Source organism: Rhizobium sp. JAB6 (genome assembly GCF_003024605.1).
Lineage (GTDB): Bacteria > Pseudomonadota > Alphaproteobacteria > Rhizobiales > Rhizobiaceae > Rhizobium.
This window is the reverse complement of sequence record NZ_PYJQ01000005.1, coordinates 574,961-590,981: the sequence shown is the minus strand read 5'-3', so window position 1 is coordinate 590,981 and position 16,021 is coordinate 574,961. Positions and strand designations below refer to the sequence as shown.

Sequence of the window (16,021 nt, the reverse complement as noted above, 5' to 3'; positions counted from 1 at the left end):
GACCGCGGATGCCCTGGCCATCGGGCGTCATCAGCGGTCCATTGTGCTTGACGAGGCCTTCAAGCGTTTCCCAGGTAAGATTGAGTCCATCGAAATCGGCGTAGCGGCGCTCGAGCTTGGTGACGATACGCAGGGACTGAGCGTTGTGATCGAAGCCGCCATAGGGCAGCAGCACCTCATGCAGCGCATCCTCGCCCGTATGACCGAAAGGCGTGTGGCCGAAATCGTGGACAAGCGCCACACCCTCCGCCAGATCTTCATCCAGCTTCAAGGCCCGCGCCAGGGCGCGGGCGATCTGCGCAACCTCGATCGTATGCGTCAATCGAGTGCGGTAATGGTCGCCATCCTGAGCAATGAAGACCTGGGTCTTATGCTTCAACCGGCGGAAGGCGGTCGCGTGGACGATCCGGTCGCGGTCGCGCTGGAATTCAGAACGCGTCGGGCTCGAGCCTTCCTGGTAGAGCCTTCCACGTGATTCCGAGGGATTTGTCGCATAGGCTGCCTTTTCCCCATATCCGAAACCCAATGCATGCGTATCAATCGTCATTATCTATCCATTCCGGCATTCGGCTCCCGCACCACCATCAGCGCGGCGGTCCTCCCTGCAATGAGTCCCGGGCTTGCCCATCGAGACGCACATGCCGGCTCTTCGCACATCCCGGCCCATTGACGCCGCTTTGCGGCCTTCATACCTATAGACGAGAAAACAGTAAAATGGTGTCTGGCTCAACCAGGAAACCATAGCTGTCACCGGCCTGACTTTCATGATAAAGGCTACGGATATCAGCCGTTTGAAAGTTCAGCGGCTTATTGGTTCTCTCCGGATCTTGACCCCGGCAGGAGGAAGATATGACTGAGACAAGTGTTACCCTATCGGATGCAGCCGCCAAGCGAATCGCTGCGATCGTGGAAGCGGAATCCGGAAAGCGCGCCCTTCGTGTCGCCGTCGAAGGCGGCGGCTGCTCGGGTTTTTCCTATAAATTCGATCTCGTCGAAGGCCCCGAAGCTGACGACATCATTGTCGAAAAGGACAATGCGACCGTCCTGATCGATCAGCTGTCGCTGGTCTATATGGCGGGCTCCGAGATCGATTTCGTCGACAACCTGCTTGGACAATCCTTTCAGATCAAGAATCCGAATGCGGTCGCAAGTTGCGGCTGCGGCACGAGTTTTGCCATCTGATCCTCATTCAGCTTTTCCACAGTTTGATGACCGGCCGGGAGCCATCACTCCGGGCCGGTTTTCATATGGGCTGTAGTCAAGCCCGCCGGCTGCGGATACAACAGGGCGAAGCAAAGGAATGAGCCGCCCATGAAAATCGCCACCTGGAACATCAACGGCGTCAAAGCGCGTATCGAGAATCTCTGCCAGTGGCTGAAGGACTCGAACCCTGACATCGCTTGCCTGCAGGAGATCAAGACGGTCGATGAAGGATTTCCCAGGCTGGAGATCGAGGCGCTCGGCTATCACGTCGAAACGCATGGGCAAAAGGGCTTCAACGGCGTGGCCATTCTCTCGAAGATCAGGCCGGATGAAGTGACGCGCGGCTTGCCGGGTGACGACAGCGACGAACAGGCCCGCTTCATCGAAGCGGTGTTCTCCGTTGAAGGACATGGCGCCTTGCGAATCTGCTGCCTTTATCTGCCGAACGGCAACCCGGTCGATACGGAAAAATACCCCTACAAGCTCGCCTGGATGGAGCGCCTGCGCAAATTCGCCCTGGAGCGCCTGGCCCTTGAAGAGCCGCTGATACTCGCCGGCGACTACAACGTCATTCCCGAGCCGCATGATTGTTTCGACCCGAAGGTCTGGGAGAGCGACGCACTCTTCCTGCCGCAGACGCGCCAGGCTTTCCGCCGGCTCGAACATCTCGGCTTTACCGATGCGGTACGCGCGACGACGGACGCGATCAAGCTTTACTCATTCTGGGATTACCAGGCCGGCGCCTGGCCAAAAAACAACGGTATCCGCATCGATCACCTGATGCTGTCACCGGAGGCGGCCGATCGCCTCACCGGAACGGCAATCGAGAAGCATGTGCGCGCCTGGGAAAAACCGTCGGACCATGTCCCCGTTGTCGCCCACCTGGATTTCAGCAACTAGGCTTCAATCCGGGTCGGGAAACGCTATCCATCCCTTCCGGATGGAAGCCCGATGCAATGCCGATCAGTCGGAGCCCGCGACGTCGAGCTGATGGGCCATGGAGACTGCCACACGGCGATCGTTTTCGTTGGCAACGGAGAAGGCCTGTTCCTGCATGTCTTCCATCCAGCTGCAATCCTTCGGCTTGCACTTGTCGAGTGCCGCCGTCATGAAGGCCAGACCGCGAATGGATTGGCCTTCCTGAAACAGGAGATTGCCAAAAACGGCCATGGCGCCCGGATGGCCGCTCTTGCGGGCCTGATTCAGCCATTTCTTGGCCTGCTGAACGTTGGTGGCGCCGCCCTCGCCGGACAGCATCATCTGCGCCAGCTGAAATTGCGCCTCGGGAACGCCGAAGGTCGAGGCGACCTGGAAATAGAGCTGACGGGCCTGATTGAGGTCGATCTTCACGGGGCTATTGGGAATGCCGGTCTTGTAGTAGCTCGCAAGCGCCAGCAGCGCATTGATGAAGAAACCAGTATCTTCCGAACCCGGCTCCACGCCCTGCTGGGCGATCTCGCTGTAGATCTTGAACGCTTCGAAATCATTCTGCGTGACGCCGTCGCCATCGGCATACATGTTGGCCAGAGCCCAGCGGGAGCCGGTGTGACCCTTTTCAGCGGCGTAGCGATAGGCTTCGACCGCCTCTTCCTTCTGCCCGTTCTTATAGGCCTTGAAGCCGAACTTGAAGAGATCGAACGGACCCGATTCCTTGGTGACGCCGGCATTGATGTCAAATGCCTTGGCTTGCCCCGCCAGCACCACCGCAGCGGCAAGAGACAGGCTGAGCATCATGACTCTCGCTGATATGAACTCGGACTTAAACATAACAGTCGATTTCTTTCGCTCCATTCGGACCTGTTACGGCGCTTGCATAAACGCCGCCAGTTTCACGAATGTTTTCCCTGATGGCGCACGAGACTGGATCGTCTTTCGAGATGGCGATTCCCGTGACCTCCAACCAATGCTGTTTGCCACAATTGCGAGCATAACTTGCAATTATGTCCAAACCAGCATTCGCGCGGCGGCGATCGTGTTCCACCGCCGAAGGAGCGTTCGCAATCGCCTTCCGATGATGGAAATCAAAGATCGGCCGGCTGACGACTTCCCTTGGCAGACAATGATTTTTCCACCGCACCGGAAGCATCACGGCTCCGATCCCGAATTGTTGTTTATGCCAAAGTGGAAGTTCACCCATCAACCGCTTACGCACTTTCTACAAGGCTTGCCCCTGTGCCCACGTAATCGCTGCTCCCCATTTGTGGCGGGAAATGGACAAATTGTAATCTGATCACGTGGCCGCAATGTCTTGAAATAGAGTGTTGCTAATTCGTCACAAAAATTTTATCGGACTTGGGTTTTCTTTAACCATGAATCGGGGAGAAGGCGCGGTTTATGCTCCATTTTTCCGATCTTACAAAGAAACGTCGCGAAACCCGTGAGAGCTCGCGACGTCGATAATAAAGCGAAGGAACAACCATCAAGCTCCTTCAATTCAACGGCTCGTCATCAGAAGCTGACTTTAACCGATGTCTGAAGAGCAGCGACCAAGTCATTGCCGAAGCTGTAGGTCGCATCGTTGCCATAGACGACACCGCCTCGCGTGACCGGGCCGGACTTGCCTGATGTCATGAGGCCGAGAGCACCGCCGAAATTGAACTGAACATGTTCGGTCGCCTTGTAGGCCACGCCCGCGCCGAGGGTCCATGTATCCGAGTTCATACCATAGCCGTCGCTCGTGCCGCGATCCCAGGTCAGGCTGACGGCACCGCTCCACTTGTCGTTGAACTTGTGCCCGACGCCGCCGGTGATCGTCCAGCCGTCCTTGTACAGCAAGTCGAGTGAAGTCAGCTCGGTCGGGCCACTGGCTCTGCAGGATATGCTGCGGGTGGAGCTGGGGCAGAGTGCAATGCTCTGCAGGATGCTCCAGTTCGTCCACTTGACCGAACCGAAGGCGAGCCAGTCCGGCGCGATGCCAGTCTGTACCTTCCACTCGAGGGAATCAGGGGCATCGGCCGAGCCGAAAACCGAGGTCACCTTGCCACCGAAGCCCGGGACGACAGGCGGCGGTACTTCGGTCAGGTCGACACTACCCTTCAGATTGTCGTATTTGACCCGGCTGTTGTAGACGAGGCTTGTGCGGAAGGCATATTCCGGAATTTCGTAAGCGATACCGGCACGCCAGCCCCAGCCGTGACCGTCGATGTCGAGCGAGCCCATGCCGTTGTAAATGGCGGAAATCGGGGCCGGCGTGGCATAGACTAGGCGCGACTTGTAGCCGCTGACTTCCTGATAGAAGCCGCCGCCGATCAGACGCAGTTGGCCCGGACCGGCATCAAATTTATACGAGCACGTGGCCGAATAGTTGTTCGTGCGAACCTTCACTTCGGTTTCGTTGTTGGCGCCGGCCCAATTTGCGCCTTCATTGAGGTGCCCGCCGAACGGCTGCGAATAATCAGCCATGCAGTCGAGGTCGTCGGTGATGCCGATCTTGAAGCCGGCATACGGAATGGCGTAATTTTCCGACGCATCCGTCGAACGGCTGCGATTATTGAGATTGCCGTCGGCCGGATTGATGTCCTTGGCGTTCTTCAGCTTGCGGTCCGGCATCACATAGGTAACACCCGACTCGAAAACGTAACGGCCCTTGTCAAAGAGCAGATCGATGTCGTAGCCGCCGCGATCAAGACCGCCTGCGAAGGCGGCGCTCGCAAGAGACGAGCCGATGACGAGTGTGACTGCGCCCCTCAGCGCAATAGAAAATGCCATTGTATCTCCCCCACAGGTGCATTCAGTGGTTTGATTGTTGCGATGATCGCGTAAATTGGCAATGTGGCGCGAAAGAGCGCCGGCCATGTAAGAGAGCGATTGATTTACGTAAGAAAACGAACCCCGCCACTCAAAATCCCTTGGCGTAGGTGATTTTTTCTTTCGGAACAGCATTTTCGAGCCCCAGAGAGATTTTCATTCTTCACTGCAACAATTCTGTTACAATATGACAACAGCTTTGCTTTTCGATTGCATTCAGCACTTTATGAATAATCTGTTTCGCCTGTGCGAAACTGGCGGGGGGATCTGGCGGCATACATCAAATCAATTCGGTCGAATCGAGCGAATAAACAGAAAGGCACGCGACGATTACCGCGTGCCTTTTCGATTCTTCGATGTGTGCTTCCCAACGCGAAGCCGAGCTCTCGGCTTTACTTATCGCGCTTTTCACATTTGAGCGCGCATCCGTCCTGGGCGACAGCGCTGGTTTACACAAGCGCCTCAGCCGGCTTCACTTACGCGGGCGAGCGCCACCTTGAGGCTTGATTGCTGCCCCTCGAGTTCGCCGAGACGCTCGCGCTCGGCGGCAACGACGTCCGGATTGGCGTTGGCCACAAACTTTTCGTTCGAAAGTTTGCCGGCGATGCGGGCAATCTCCTGGTCGTTCTTGGCAATCGCCTTTTCAAGACGCGCCTTTTCGGCCGAGAGATCGATGAGGCTGCCGAGCGGCAGGCATACCGTCGCCTCGCCGATGACGATTTGAGCAGCACCCTTGGGCGCGGTATCGGCAAGCGAGACCGTTTCCACGCGCGCCAGCCGTTTGATGGCGGCGTCGTGGCGGAACAAGCGCTCCCGCGTCAGGCTATTGGCATCGACAACGACCAGCGGTGCCGTTGCAGCCGGCGGAACGTTCATTTCCGAACGCACGGAGCGAATGCCGGAGACCAGATCGATCAGCCAATTGATTTCATCGGCGGCGACGTTATCGGCATAGGACGGCGTCGGCCAATCCGCATGGCAGATGAGACCGTCGCGCTCCCTGCCCTCGCCTGCGGTATGTGCCCATAGCTCTTCGGTCATGAAGGGCATGAACGGATGCAGCAGCTTGTAGGTCTCTTCCAGGACGTAGGCAGCGCAAGATTGGGCTTCCGCCTTGGCATTTTCATCTTCGCCATTAAAGATCGGCTTCAAGAGCTCGAGATACCAATCGCAGAACTGGTTCCAGATAAAGCGATAGAGCGCGCCTGCCGCATCATTGAAGCGGAAGCTTTCCAGCGCCTCGGTGACGTCACGTTCCGCACGCGCCAGTTCCGTCAGGATCCAGCGGTTGACCGTAAGCTCTGCCGCTTCCGGGACGAAATGCGGATCGCTCTTTGCGCCGTTCATTTCGGCAAAGCGGGTAGCGTTCCAGAGCTTGGTGCCGAAATTGCGGTAGCCCGCAATACGGGCCGGATCGAGCTTCACGTCGCGGCCTTGCGCGGCCATGATCGCGAGAGTGAAACGCAGGGAATCGGCGCCGTACTGGTCGATCAGTTCAAGAGGATCGATGACGTTGCCCTTGGACTTCGACATCTTCTGTCCGTTCTTGTCGCGCACCAGGGCATGAATGTAGACGGTGCTGAACGGCTCTACGGGATTGCCGTTCTCATCCTTCATGAAATGCAGGCCCATCTGCATCATGCGAACGACCCAGAAGGGAATGATATCGAAGCCGGTAACGAGGACGTTCGTCGGATAATAGCGCGCCAGTTCAGGCGTCTCGTCCGGCCAGCCGAGTGTCGAGAACGGCCAGAGTGCCGACGAGAACCAGGTGTCGAGCACGTCTTCGTCGCGCGTCAGGATTTCGCCCGGCTTGAAGTTCTCCAGCAGGTCTTCGACATAGGCCTTCATCGGCCCTTCATGCGAAAGATAATGCTGTATCGCTGCCTGCAGCGCTTCTTCCTCGGTCTTTTCAACAAAGACCTGACCATCCGGCCCATACCACGCGGGAATCTGATGGCCCCACCAGAGCTGGCGGGAAATGCACCACGGCTCGATGTTTTCAAGCCAGTTGAAATAGGTGTTTTCCCAATTCCTGGGGATGAACTTGGTCCTGCCCTCGCGGACGGATTCCAGCGCAGGCTGTCCCAGCGTCTTGTTGTCGACGAACCACTGTTCGGTCAGACGGGGCTCGATCGGCACGCCGCCGCGATCGCCGTGGGGGACCACGTGCGTGTGCGGCTCGATCTTGTCGAGCAAACCGGCCTCTTCGAAGATGCGGACGATGATCTTACGTGCCTCGAAGCGGTCCTTGCCTTCAAGCTCGTCCCAAGCGCCGTGCAGCGCTGCGGGATGATCGAGATCCTGAAGGAAATCCTCATTGTTCTTGATGGTAATCGAAGCATCGACGTCCATGACGTTGATGGCGCGCAGCCCGGCGCGCCTGCCGACTTCGAAGTCGTTGAAATCATGCGCCGGGGTGATCTTGACTGCGCCGGTACCGGCGGCTGGATCGGCATAGGAATCGGCGACAATCGGAATCCTGCGGCCAACGATTGGCAGGATGACGTGCTTGCCGACGATGCCCCGGTAACGCTCGTCTTCCGGATTGACTGCGATCCCGGTATCGCCGAGCATCGTTTCCGGACGCGTCGTCGCAACGACAATATAGTCACGCGTTTCGAATTCGGTCGGCTTGCCTTCCTCGTCAAAGGCGATCGGATACTCATAGGTAACGCCCGGCTCCAGCGGATAGCGCAGGTGCCAGAGATTGCCCTTCACCTCATGCTGCTCGACCTCCATATCGGAGATGGCCGTCAGGAGCTTAGGATCCCAATTGACGAGGCGCTTGTCCTTGTAGATCAGGCCTTCCTTGTAGAGTGTGACGAAGACTTCGAGAACGGCCTTGGACAGGCCCTCGTCCATCGTGAAGCGTTCGCGCGACCAGTCGCAGGAGGCGCCGAGACGCTTCAACTGATTGAAGATCAAGCCACCCGATTCTGCCTTCCATTCCCAGATCTTCTCAATGAAGGCCTCGCGGCCCATCTTGCGGCGGTCCGGTTGCTGGCGCTCGGCGAGACGGCGTTCGACAACCATCTGCGTGGCAATGCCGGCATGGTCCATGCCTGGCTGCCAGAGCACGTCCTTGCCGCGCATGCGCTCGAACCGCACCATGATGTCCTGCAACGTGTTGTTCAACGCATGACCCATATGCAGCGAACCGGTCACGTTCGGCGGCGGTATGACGATCGTGAAGGTTTCCGCGCCCGGCTTGGCGTTCGCGCCGGCGCGAAAAGCGTCGGCCTCATCCCATTTTTGGGCGATCTTCGGTTCGACGGTGGCGGAATCATATGTTTTGTCGAGCATTTTATGACCGGATCTAGAGGACTGGGTGATGCGGGTTGTAAATAGGATGGCTGTGGGCAAGTCAATAAAAAAGCCGCCCCGGAGCCCGGAGCGGCGGATCGGTTAAGCCGAAGCTCAGGCGCGTCAGCGGCGCGAACCGCGAGCCACCCGTTCGATCTCCTCACGGACGAGGCGTTCGACAAGCGTCGGCAAGTTATCGTCGAGCCATTCCTGCAGCATGGGGCGCAGCATCTCCTGGGCCAGCTCATCGAGAGAGCGGCGCGGACTGCCGTCAACAATGGCGGCCAATTCCTCGAATGAGCGGGAAACCTGAGCACCGGCAGCTTCCGACATCAGTGGCGACGCGGACACGGCCTGCGTCGACGACAAGGATGCTTCCACCTCCATGGCAACGGCGGGTTCCGGCGCCTCGAAAATAGGTGCGTCAACGGACGCTGCGACCTGAGGCGCCACAGCGGCAGCCACCGGCTTCCGCTCTTCCGTCTCCGATTCCACTTCGGGCGCGCGGATCACCGGCTGAGCCATCGGTGCGGCAACATCTGCAATGGCCTGTCTCAAGGGGACATCGGCGACCGGCTCGACATTCACCTCGGCAAGGCGCGCGGCTATGGCCGGCGGCAGCTCACGCGGCTGCGGCTCGCGCCCTGCATTCAGCAAAGCGGCAGTGTTGCGTTCGGAAGCAGCGCGCACGCGCGCGGCAACATCAGCCAACGAGAGACCGCGGCCGGCAGCTTCCGGTTCGGCAACCGGCAGCTGCGAGTTTGCGGCGACGAAACGCGGATCCTGTTCGACGGCACGGGCGCGATCAGCGGCCGCAAACTCTTCATCGATGGTCAATTGAATATCGTCGGCGCGCATGCCGGAGGGGGGAAAATGCGTCGCGGGGGTCGGCTTGGCGCCTACGGGTTCATTGCTTTCGATGATCCTGCGAATCGACGCCAGAATCTCTTCCATGGACGGTTCACGCACTACATTTGGCTGAGCCATATTCATCCCCGTTTTCCCATATTCGACGACCGGAAACTCGCACCAGAAACTCACCAGGCGGCACCCGAATCAGGGCCACCCTAGATGACTGTCTTCGGGAACAAAATCACCTGAAAAGCACTAAACCCGGTGATGCACAGTTTTGTTACGATCACGTCGAATCGCTCTGCTAAGGATGATTCTGCCACAGGCGGTGACAATAAAAAACAGGCGCCCGGAAGCGCCTGTCGCAAAGCTCAATCATCGGACATTCAGAAAATCAGAAGACGAATTCCTTCGTCTTTGCAAAGCCCGGCAGCGGCTTGATCGAGGCGTTGAAGAAGACATTTTCCGAAAAGGCACCGCGTTCACGCATGAAAACGGTCGCGCGGGCGGCATGGCCATAGCCGATAACCGTGATCAGGCGGCCCTCTTCGCCGAGCTGGGCAAGCAGGTCCTGCGGCAACTGCTCGATCGAACCGTTGAGGAAAATTACATCGTAGGGTGCATTGGCGGCATGCCCCTTTTCAAGATCACCGCGAACGACGGTCACGTTGTCGTAGCCAAGCGCGGCAAGATTGCTCTTCGCCTGGGCCGCGAGCCCTTCATCGGATTCAAGCGCGACAACCTTGCCGGCGAGGAGCGACAGGACGGCGGATGCATAACCCGTGCCGCAGCCGACATCGAGAACCTTGTCGTCCTTGGTGATGGTGCCGAGCTGCAGCAGCTTTGCGAGCGGCGATGCTTCCATCAGGAAGCGGCTAGGAGCGACCTCGATATCGCAATCGACATAGGCCAGAAGTTTCGATTTCTCCGGTACGAAATTTTCGCGCGGTACGGCGAAAAATGCATTCAACACGGAATGGGAGGTGACATCCGTGGTCCGGATCTGGTTCTCGACCATCTTCACGCGCGCTGCTTCGAAATCCATCTTATCCTCTTGCGCCCTGGTGCCCGAACGGGCTGGCTCTACTTTCTGTTACGCGTGTCTTAATCGCCTGACGCTGCGCTTTCAAGGCATTGCGGCAACAGGCGCGGAGATTCATGGCGGGGCGTCGCCCGCGAACAACAATCGACATCCGCAAATCAAGTCAGCGCCCCGGGATACGCGGCATCTTAGGGATCCGCCATGCTCAGCATCGGGACGCCGTTAGCAAAATGTTAACTTCCCGCGACCACGCTTCAATGCGTTGCACCCGCGCGGTGGACCAATCGACCTTCCGGCCCGAAGCCATTCGGCCCAGATATTAAATTTGAATAGAAGGTGGCTGGGATGCCTGTTTCTCTCGTTCTTTTCGTCGTAACCTCGCTGCCGCTGGTGGTTTTTCTGGCCGCGAGTCTTTCCTCGATGATGTAGGTTTTCCGAATGAGGCTTTCGCTCTTCGCCGCAGCGCTTCTTCTTCTTTTGCCCCAGGTCGCGTTCAGCGAGGAAACGTCAAGCGAGGACGAGCCTAAAGAGACAGCCCCGATCATCGGACACGTCGTTACCGGAAAACAGCTCGACGAATGGTGCGAAGAGGATCGAGCGCTCGCTTCGGTCTACATTCAGGGGATTCTGGACGAGGCCCAGCGAACGAAGAACCTGACGATCCGGGCCACGAAGCAAACTCCCAAAAACTCCTCGCGCTATGAGCGCTACCTTCAACAGTTCGTCGGCGCTTTCTGCCTACCGCCCGAGCTCAGCAACACGAAGGCGACGACGATAGCCTGCAAATGGATGGCCGAGCACTCCTGGCAACTGGAGCGGCCCGCCAGTTCTCTGATCGCGCGCGCCTATAAATTCGCCTTTCCGTGTCTTGAGGAATAGGCCCTTACCAGCGCGGCCCGATTTCCCATGCGCCACCGGCGCTGCGGACATCTCTCAATGATTCACTGAGTCCGGAGATAGCCCTATCCGCCCAGATTGCGAAGCGAATGCATCGCGGGGCGATCCTGCGAGAGAGATCAAAGCCGAGACATCATGCTCGATGCACGAAGGCACTGTGTCGCATTCCTGTTGACAAATACTAAGCCAATCTTATAATTAGCGTGCTGAATTTGATTGACCTCTAGTCCAGCAAAAGGCGGCCCAGTTTTTTCCCTAGACTGGACCGCTTTTGCTTTTCATGGATCGCGAGCTCACCGGAACTGCTCTGCTGGCGGCTTCGTCATGGATCCTCCTCAACGGGAGGTTCGAAGTTTCAGCGTGGCTGTCCAATCTCTCCATGCTTAAAAGCTGCGCACGATAGTGTCGCGCGATCATATATTGCGGCGATGTGGCTCGCAGATATAGTTCACATCGACATGAGCATGTCGGCGGGCTCGCCCAATCCCTGCGCCAATGCATTCATCGTCCGCATGGCAAATATTTTTTTCGGAATGAAAAAAGGACAGAATTCAGAATGAACCCTCTTGCGGTTTTCTTTGGATCATTCTAAATCCGCGCCACCACAACGCAAATTGCTTTCGGATGGCCTCGTGGCGGAGTGGTTACGCAGAGGACTGCAAATCCTTGCACCCCGGTTCGATTCCGGGCGAGGCCTCCATCTCTTCCAAAATGATTTATGATCCAGACATGTCCCCGCTGCGGCCGGACCAAAAGGAACCTTGTCGAATCGGGTATAGCCGCCCGTCCGGAGGCGCCGTTGCCGCCAGCCCATTCAGGTAGGTTATGGGGACCTAGGGTAGATGCTAGAATTAGTACCACCGGCTTGTATGCCACCCACGGACCGGACAGTGCCGCGTCCGACGAGACTACGCCCCCAGTAATGTCGTCGGACGCACCACAGTCAGACAGCGGCACTCGCACCAAAATGGATTTTCCAGACGAGCTGCCATCTTCTCCGCCGCAGAATGACGCTCATCCCGTATCAGTTTTCTCACCCGACATCGTTGCTCACGGCTCAGTAAATCCGCCTCAGTACAGCCACCCGCACGGCAATCGGCCGAGCGCGAGCGCGAGCGCCGGTGACATCATACTATAGCGGTTTTCTACCCTCACCCGCCGACATCGGCGCGCCGGCCGCTTCTAGCGCTCCAAGACATATACGCTTTTCTAGTTCGCCGGACAGAACCTATTCGAATGCGGTCAAACGGCGTTCCGACCGGCGAGGCTCTGCGAATTGCGTCATTTTTGCAACAACACCCATTTTCAAGTAGTACACATATAGTTCCATCCCCTTAGTATCTTGCCAAATCACCCAAGCAGGTTCAGGAAATAGTTCGCGAAGCTTATTACTTCGCACCTACTGATAGGGAACACGAACGGGATGGGGTTGGGCACGTCGTTTTCGGCGCGATATCTCATGCCCAATCAAGAAAGATTGGAGTTATTATGAACATCAAGAGCCTTCTTCTCGGCTCCGCTGCTGCTCTTGCAGCAGTATCCGGTGCTCACGCGGCTGACGCAATCGTCGCAGCCGAGCCGGAGCCGCTGGAATACGTCCGCATCTGCGACGCGTACGGTGCTGGCTACTTCTTCATCCCGGGCACCGAAACCTGCCTCAAGATCGGCGGCAAGGTACGTACCGAAGGTGAATGGTACAACGCTTACAACCGCGACAGCCATCAGGGCACATTGTGGCATACTCGTGCCGAGCTGAACGTCGACACCGCGACCGACACCGAATACGGTCCGCTGAAGACCGAAACCATCGTTCGCTGGGACTGGCACGATGGCGGCGCCACCTCCACCAATCTGCTGTGGTCCTACATAAGCCTCGGTGGTTTCACCGTTGGTAAGAAGGACTCGCAGTACAACCTGTACATCGGCTACGCCGGCGACGTCATCAACGACGACGTGATCTATGACGGCCCGTACGAACTCAACCAGTTGACCTATGAATATGACGCTGGCAACGGCTTCTCGGCCGTGGTCTCGCTCGAAGACTCGAACTCCAGCGGCTCCGGCGCTTCCTACGGTGCAAGCTGGTGGACGGACGACAAGGCCAACCATTACGCTCCTGACGTCGTTGCCGGTGCCGGCTTCAAGTCCGGCGCCTGGGGCTTCAAGGTCGTCGGCGGCTACGACTCGATCGTCGAAGAAGGCGCCATCAAGGCTCGTGTCGACGCTGACTTCGGTGCATTCACGGCCTTCTTGATGGGTGGCTGGAACACCGACGGCGACAAGCTCAACAAATACGCCGGTACCAACCAGGACATCTCCGCTTGCACGGCGCCGAACGGCACTGTCAATGCATCGAAGTGCGGCTGGGGTGACTGGGCTGTTTGGGGCGGCGTTGGCGTTCCCTTCAACGACAAGCTGAAGTGGAACCTGCAGCTTGCTTACAGCGACTCGAAGATCTTCGAAGCAACCACGAACCTGAAGTTCAACCCGGTCAAGAACCTCCTGGTCGAGCCTGAACTGACTTACGTTCACTATGACTATGCCCACGACGACACCGTTTCGGGCATCCTGCGCTTCGAACGCAACTTCTAACCTGATCAGATTGACCTCCGATCAGAGAAGGAAGGGGGCCGGCTTTCCCTGCTGGCCCCCTTTTTTTGGCAACTCCTAAATCGCCCGCTCTCCTGCGATGGGCGCAAGGTTCTCCACCTCAATAGCTGGAGGGAACCTAGCCGCCGCCGTGACGTTACATCGTGAAAGGGACGCGACTGAATATAGGAGTTACCATCTTGAAACACTTCGCTTCACTCGCTTTAAGCGCCGCATTGGCCGTGGGCGCGCTGTTGACCGCCACCTTCCCCGCGGCCTCAATGCCACTGGCCAACTCATCGTCACCGATGGCGTCCAACGTCATCCTGGTTCAAGAGCAGGGGACGCGCAGATATTACGACGATGACCGGAGAGCTTATTGGCGCGATCGTGATCACCGCCATTGGCGGGAACGGCGCTGGGAGCGCCGTCATTGGAACGACAGGTGGCGGGACGATCGCCGTTATTATCATCATCGGCACCATGGCGGTGTAATGTTCGAGATCCGGCCTTAACAGCTACACCGGATCATTCTCGTCATACCGGCGGTCCATGCATCATCCATGGCTGTTTCGCCGGCAAATGATAAGGCCGCTGCCGGAGAAACCGGCAGCGGCCTTCTGATCTTACGAAACTCGCGTCAGTTCCGGATGACTTCCGATTAACGGCAGACGCGTACTCTGCGGACGACCCAGCGGCCGTGAACCCGGTGCTTCACCTTCTTCATATAGCAGTGATGATGATGGCGGTGGTAATGACGATGATGCATCGGAGCAGCCTCGGACGGCGAGCTGACGGCAAAAATCGATGCTACGGCGACTGCAGAAGCAAGAATCAGATTTTTCATGTCGAACCTCTAAAGCATTGGGGGACTATGCTGCGCGGATCGCGCATATATGTTCATGCGCCACGCTGCATTAACGATACATGAACATCCTCTCACATTCGCGAGAGCAACCCCACCTTGAACTATTTTTGTTAGAATACCACGGGGTAGCCACGCAAAAGCGGCGGCCCGAGGGTTTATAGAAGACCATCAGGCGCCGCTCTTCAGCACAGTTTTATTCATCCAATGCGCTCCTAGTTCATAACGAGCCAAATACCGGTCTTATGGTCTGGTATTGCAAGACAAAAGAGCTTCGCCAGCAGCCTGCTTCCGGTTCAGCCGATCGCGGAGCGGAGAGGCAGGAGGCTTCTTATCCGCCTGTCACGAAGATACAGCCCGCCCCACGCCATGACACCCAAAAGTAAACTTATAAGCTGTGGAGGGGAGCCGATTTCTCCGAGACGGAAATGCGTGCAAATCGCGCCGCCGAGAAAGCCCGTCATCAGGATGGCGCCGAGCACGGCGGTGCGCGGGATCGCATAGAGAATTACGCAAAGGAGAACGAAGAGCCCCAAAGGCATCGCCTGGCTTGCCGAGAACCCCGTTTCCTGCATCTGTGCACTCACCATTGACGGTGCGAACAAATTCACAGCGGCATCTGCCGCAAATGCGAGGATGACGATCGACGAGATCGTCCACCCTGTCCATGAAATACGGCGGATCTCCGTATTATGCCCAGTCGCTTCGCCCAACATGTAGAAACCCCTTCTCCCAAACTTGCTCCCATCCCCCACTGGGCGCGAGCGCAGCGATCGTGCCACGTCTTCGAAAGCCAAGCAACGAGAACGCTGCGCCTGCGGCGACACGGCCGGAAGAGCAAGACTGTCAAACCGTGAGCATGAGCTGATGCAATAAACTGCAAAATTGGGCTGTTAAAGCATTCCCCTCCCGCGCCGACACAAGTCGTTCACAGCGCGATGGGGCAAAGGCACCGAACAGAAAAAGCGATCGTTACGCTTTCAATATCGCATTTTTTAAGGAAAAAAGTGGCTCCCCGGGCCGGATTCGAACCGGCGACCTGTCGATTAACAGTCGAATGCTCTACCGCTGAGCTACCAGGGAATGCGCTTGGCGCGGTGTGAGCGGGGTAATACAAATGCTTTCCCGATTTGCCAAGCGGTTTTTTCAAAAAAAATGCATTCTCTTGCATTATTTCCTCGCGCCACCATTTCCTGTGGATGACCGATCAAAGCGAAACGACAGCAAATGCCGATCGGAACGGCCGGAAAACCCGCCGTTTCGGCATTGATCCCTCAACCCGCGAGCTGGTTTTCGGCTCGGTGAGAATTCCCCTGCCCCGATCGCGCCTTGCCCGGGTTGGCGTGGGGATAGCGCTCATTTTTGGCGGACTGCTCGGCTTCCTGCCAGTGCTCGGCTTCTGGATGCTGCCACTGGGCTTCATCGTGCTCTCCCACGATATGCCGATGGTGCGCCGCTGGCGCCGCCGCTTCGCCGTATGGTGGACGCGAAAACGCCGCCCGGCGAACTAAGCTCTCTTC

The 16,021-nt window shown here is 57.6% G+C and carries 14 protein-coding genes and 2 tRNA genes; 7 read left to right on the top strand and 9 right to left on the bottom strand.

Features of this window, described 5'->3' with window-relative positions; all coding sequences use genetic code 11:
- Positions 1-547, bottom strand: a 547-nt coding sequence (gene dgt, locus C7U61_RS08710) for a dGTP triphosphohydrolase (protein ID WP_146143948.1), incomplete at its 3' end; no start/stop codon positions are given.
- 302 nt (positions 548-849) lie between these two features.
- On the opposite strand from dgt, the gene erpA reads away from it, so the two are divergent.
- Positions 850-1,182: an iron-sulfur cluster insertion protein ErpA gene (gene erpA / locus C7U61_RS08705; protein WP_106997680.1), complete on the top strand. Its 333-nt coding sequence runs from the start codon at positions 850-852 to the stop codon at positions 1,180-1,182.
- 129 nt (positions 1,183-1,311) lie between these two features.
- Positions 1,312-2,103, top strand: a complete 792-nt coding sequence (gene xth, locus C7U61_RS08700; protein WP_106997679.1) for an exodeoxyribonuclease III — start codon at positions 1,312-1,314, stop codon at positions 2,101-2,103.
- Between the two features lie 63 nt (positions 2,104-2,166).
- Here xth and exoR read toward each other — a convergent pair whose 3' ends face one another.
- From exoR to C7U61_RS08675, 6 genes are all read right to left on the bottom strand, one after another.
- The gene (gene exoR, locus C7U61_RS08695) at positions 2,167-2,970 is read right to left on the bottom strand and encodes an exopolysaccharide production regulator ExoR (protein ID WP_106997678.1); all 804 of its coding nucleotides are present in this window, start codon (positions 2,968-2,970) and stop codon (positions 2,167-2,169) included.
- Positions 2,963-3,340: a hypothetical protein gene (locus C7U61_RS19360; protein ID WP_146143947.1), complete on the bottom strand. Its 378-nt coding sequence runs from the start codon at positions 3,338-3,340 to the stop codon at positions 2,963-2,965. The genes exoR and C7U61_RS19360 overlap by 8 nt, the downstream gene beginning before the upstream one ends.
- Positions 3,341-3,651: 311 nt before the next feature.
- Positions 3,652-4,911, bottom strand: a complete 1,260-nt coding sequence (locus C7U61_RS08690) for an OmpP1/FadL family transporter (RefSeq protein ID WP_106997677.1) — start codon at positions 4,909-4,911, stop codon at positions 3,652-3,654.
- A 501-nt stretch (positions 4,912-5,412) separates the two neighbouring features.
- The gene (locus C7U61_RS08685; RefSeq protein ID WP_106997676.1) at positions 5,413-8,256 is read right to left on the bottom strand and encodes a valine--tRNA ligase; all 2,844 of its coding nucleotides are present in this window, start codon (positions 8,254-8,256) and stop codon (positions 5,413-5,415) included.
- A gap of 123 nt (positions 8,257-8,379) precedes the next feature.
- Entirely contained in the window at positions 8,380-9,243 is an 864-nt protein-coding gene (locus C7U61_RS08680) for a DUF2497 domain-containing protein (RefSeq protein ID WP_106997722.1), read from the bottom strand.
- A 259-nt stretch (positions 9,244-9,502) separates the two neighbouring features.
- Entirely contained in the window at positions 9,503-10,153 is a 651-nt protein-coding gene (locus C7U61_RS08675) for a protein-L-isoaspartate O-methyltransferase (RefSeq protein ID WP_106997675.1), read from the bottom strand.
- A gap of 435 nt (positions 10,154-10,588) precedes the next feature.
- Here C7U61_RS08675 and C7U61_RS08670 point away from each other — a divergent pair, with 435 nt between their 5' ends.
- The 4 genes from C7U61_RS08670 (at position 10,589) to C7U61_RS19720 (ending at position 14,131) form a co-directional block, all read left to right on the top strand.
- On the top strand, positions 10,589-11,029 hold the full coding sequence (locus C7U61_RS08670) for a Rap1a/Tai family immunity protein (RefSeq protein WP_106997674.1): 441 nt from the start codon (positions 10,589-10,591) through the stop codon (positions 11,027-11,029).
- Positions 11,030-11,673: 644 nt separating this feature from the next.
- Positions 11,674-11,747: transfer RNA gene (locus C7U61_RS08665), tRNA-Cys, on the top strand.
- Between the two features lie 788 nt (positions 11,748-12,535).
- On the top strand, positions 12,536-13,639 hold the full coding sequence (locus C7U61_RS08660; RefSeq protein WP_106997673.1) for a porin: 1,104 nt from the start codon (positions 12,536-12,538) through the stop codon (positions 13,637-13,639).
- A gap of 360 nt (positions 13,640-13,999) precedes the next feature.
- Complete coding sequence (locus C7U61_RS19720) at positions 14,000-14,131, top strand: hypothetical protein (RefSeq protein ID WP_280952765.1); 132 nt, start codon at positions 14,000-14,002, stop codon at positions 14,129-14,131.
- A 666-nt stretch (positions 14,132-14,797) separates the two neighbouring features.
- On the opposite strand, the gene C7U61_RS08645 is transcribed toward C7U61_RS19720, so the two are convergent.
- Positions 14,798-15,217, bottom strand: coding sequence for a DoxX family protein (locus C7U61_RS08645; protein WP_106997670.1), 420 nt, complete (start codon positions 15,215-15,217; stop codon positions 14,798-14,800).
- Positions 15,218-15,509: 292 nt separating this feature from the next.
- A tRNA-Asn gene (locus C7U61_RS08640) sits at positions 15,510-15,584 on the bottom strand.
- A gap of 116 nt (positions 15,585-15,700) precedes the next feature.
- Between C7U61_RS08640 and C7U61_RS08635 the strand changes: the two genes are divergently transcribed.
- On the top strand, positions 15,701-16,012 hold the full coding sequence (locus C7U61_RS08635; protein WP_106997669.1) for a hypothetical protein: 312 nt from the start codon (positions 15,701-15,703) through the stop codon (positions 16,010-16,012).
- The last annotated feature ends 9 nt before the right edge of the window (positions 16,013-16,021 follow it).

Coding starts and splice junctions, on each gene's coding strand:
- erpA (WP_106997680.1), top strand. CDS start 850: ATGACTGAGACAAGTGTTACCCTATCGGATGCAGCCGCCAAGCGAATC.
- xth (WP_106997679.1), top strand. CDS start 1,312: ATGAAAATCGCCACCTGGAACATCAACGGCGTCAAAGCGCGTATCGAG.
- exoR (WP_106997678.1), bottom strand. CDS start 2,970: ATGTTTAAGTCCGAGTTCATATCAGCGAGAGTCATGATGCTCAGCCTG.
- C7U61_RS19360 (WP_146143947.1), bottom strand. CDS start 3,340: ATGGGTGAACTTCCACTTTGGCATAAACAACAATTCGGGATCGGAGCC.
- C7U61_RS08690 (WP_106997677.1), bottom strand. CDS start 4,911: ATGGCATTTTCTATTGCGCTGAGGGGCGCAGTCACACTCGTCATCGGC.
- C7U61_RS08685 (WP_106997676.1), bottom strand. CDS start 8,256: ATGCTCGACAAAACATATGATTCCGCCACCGTCGAACCGAAGATCGCC.
- C7U61_RS08680 (WP_106997722.1), bottom strand. CDS start 9,243: ATGGCTCAGCCAAATGTAGTGCGTGAACCGTCCATGGAAGAGATTCTG.
- C7U61_RS08675 (WP_106997675.1), bottom strand. CDS start 10,153: ATGGATTTCGAAGCAGCGCGCGTGAAGATGGTCGAGAACCAGATCCGG.
- C7U61_RS08670 (WP_106997674.1), top strand. CDS start 10,589: ATGAGGCTTTCGCTCTTCGCCGCAGCGCTTCTTCTTCTTTTGCCCCAG.
- C7U61_RS08660 (WP_106997673.1), top strand. CDS start 12,536: ATGAACATCAAGAGCCTTCTTCTCGGCTCCGCTGCTGCTCTTGCAGCA.
- C7U61_RS19720 (WP_280952765.1), top strand. CDS start 14,000: ATGACCGGAGAGCTTATTGGCGCGATCGTGATCACCGCCATTGGCGGG.
- C7U61_RS08645 (WP_106997670.1), bottom strand. CDS start 15,217: ATGTTGGGCGAAGCGACTGGGCATAATACGGAGATCCGCCGTATTTCA.
- C7U61_RS08635 (WP_106997669.1), top strand. CDS start 15,701: ATGACCGATCAAAGCGAAACGACAGCAAATGCCGATCGGAACGGCCGG.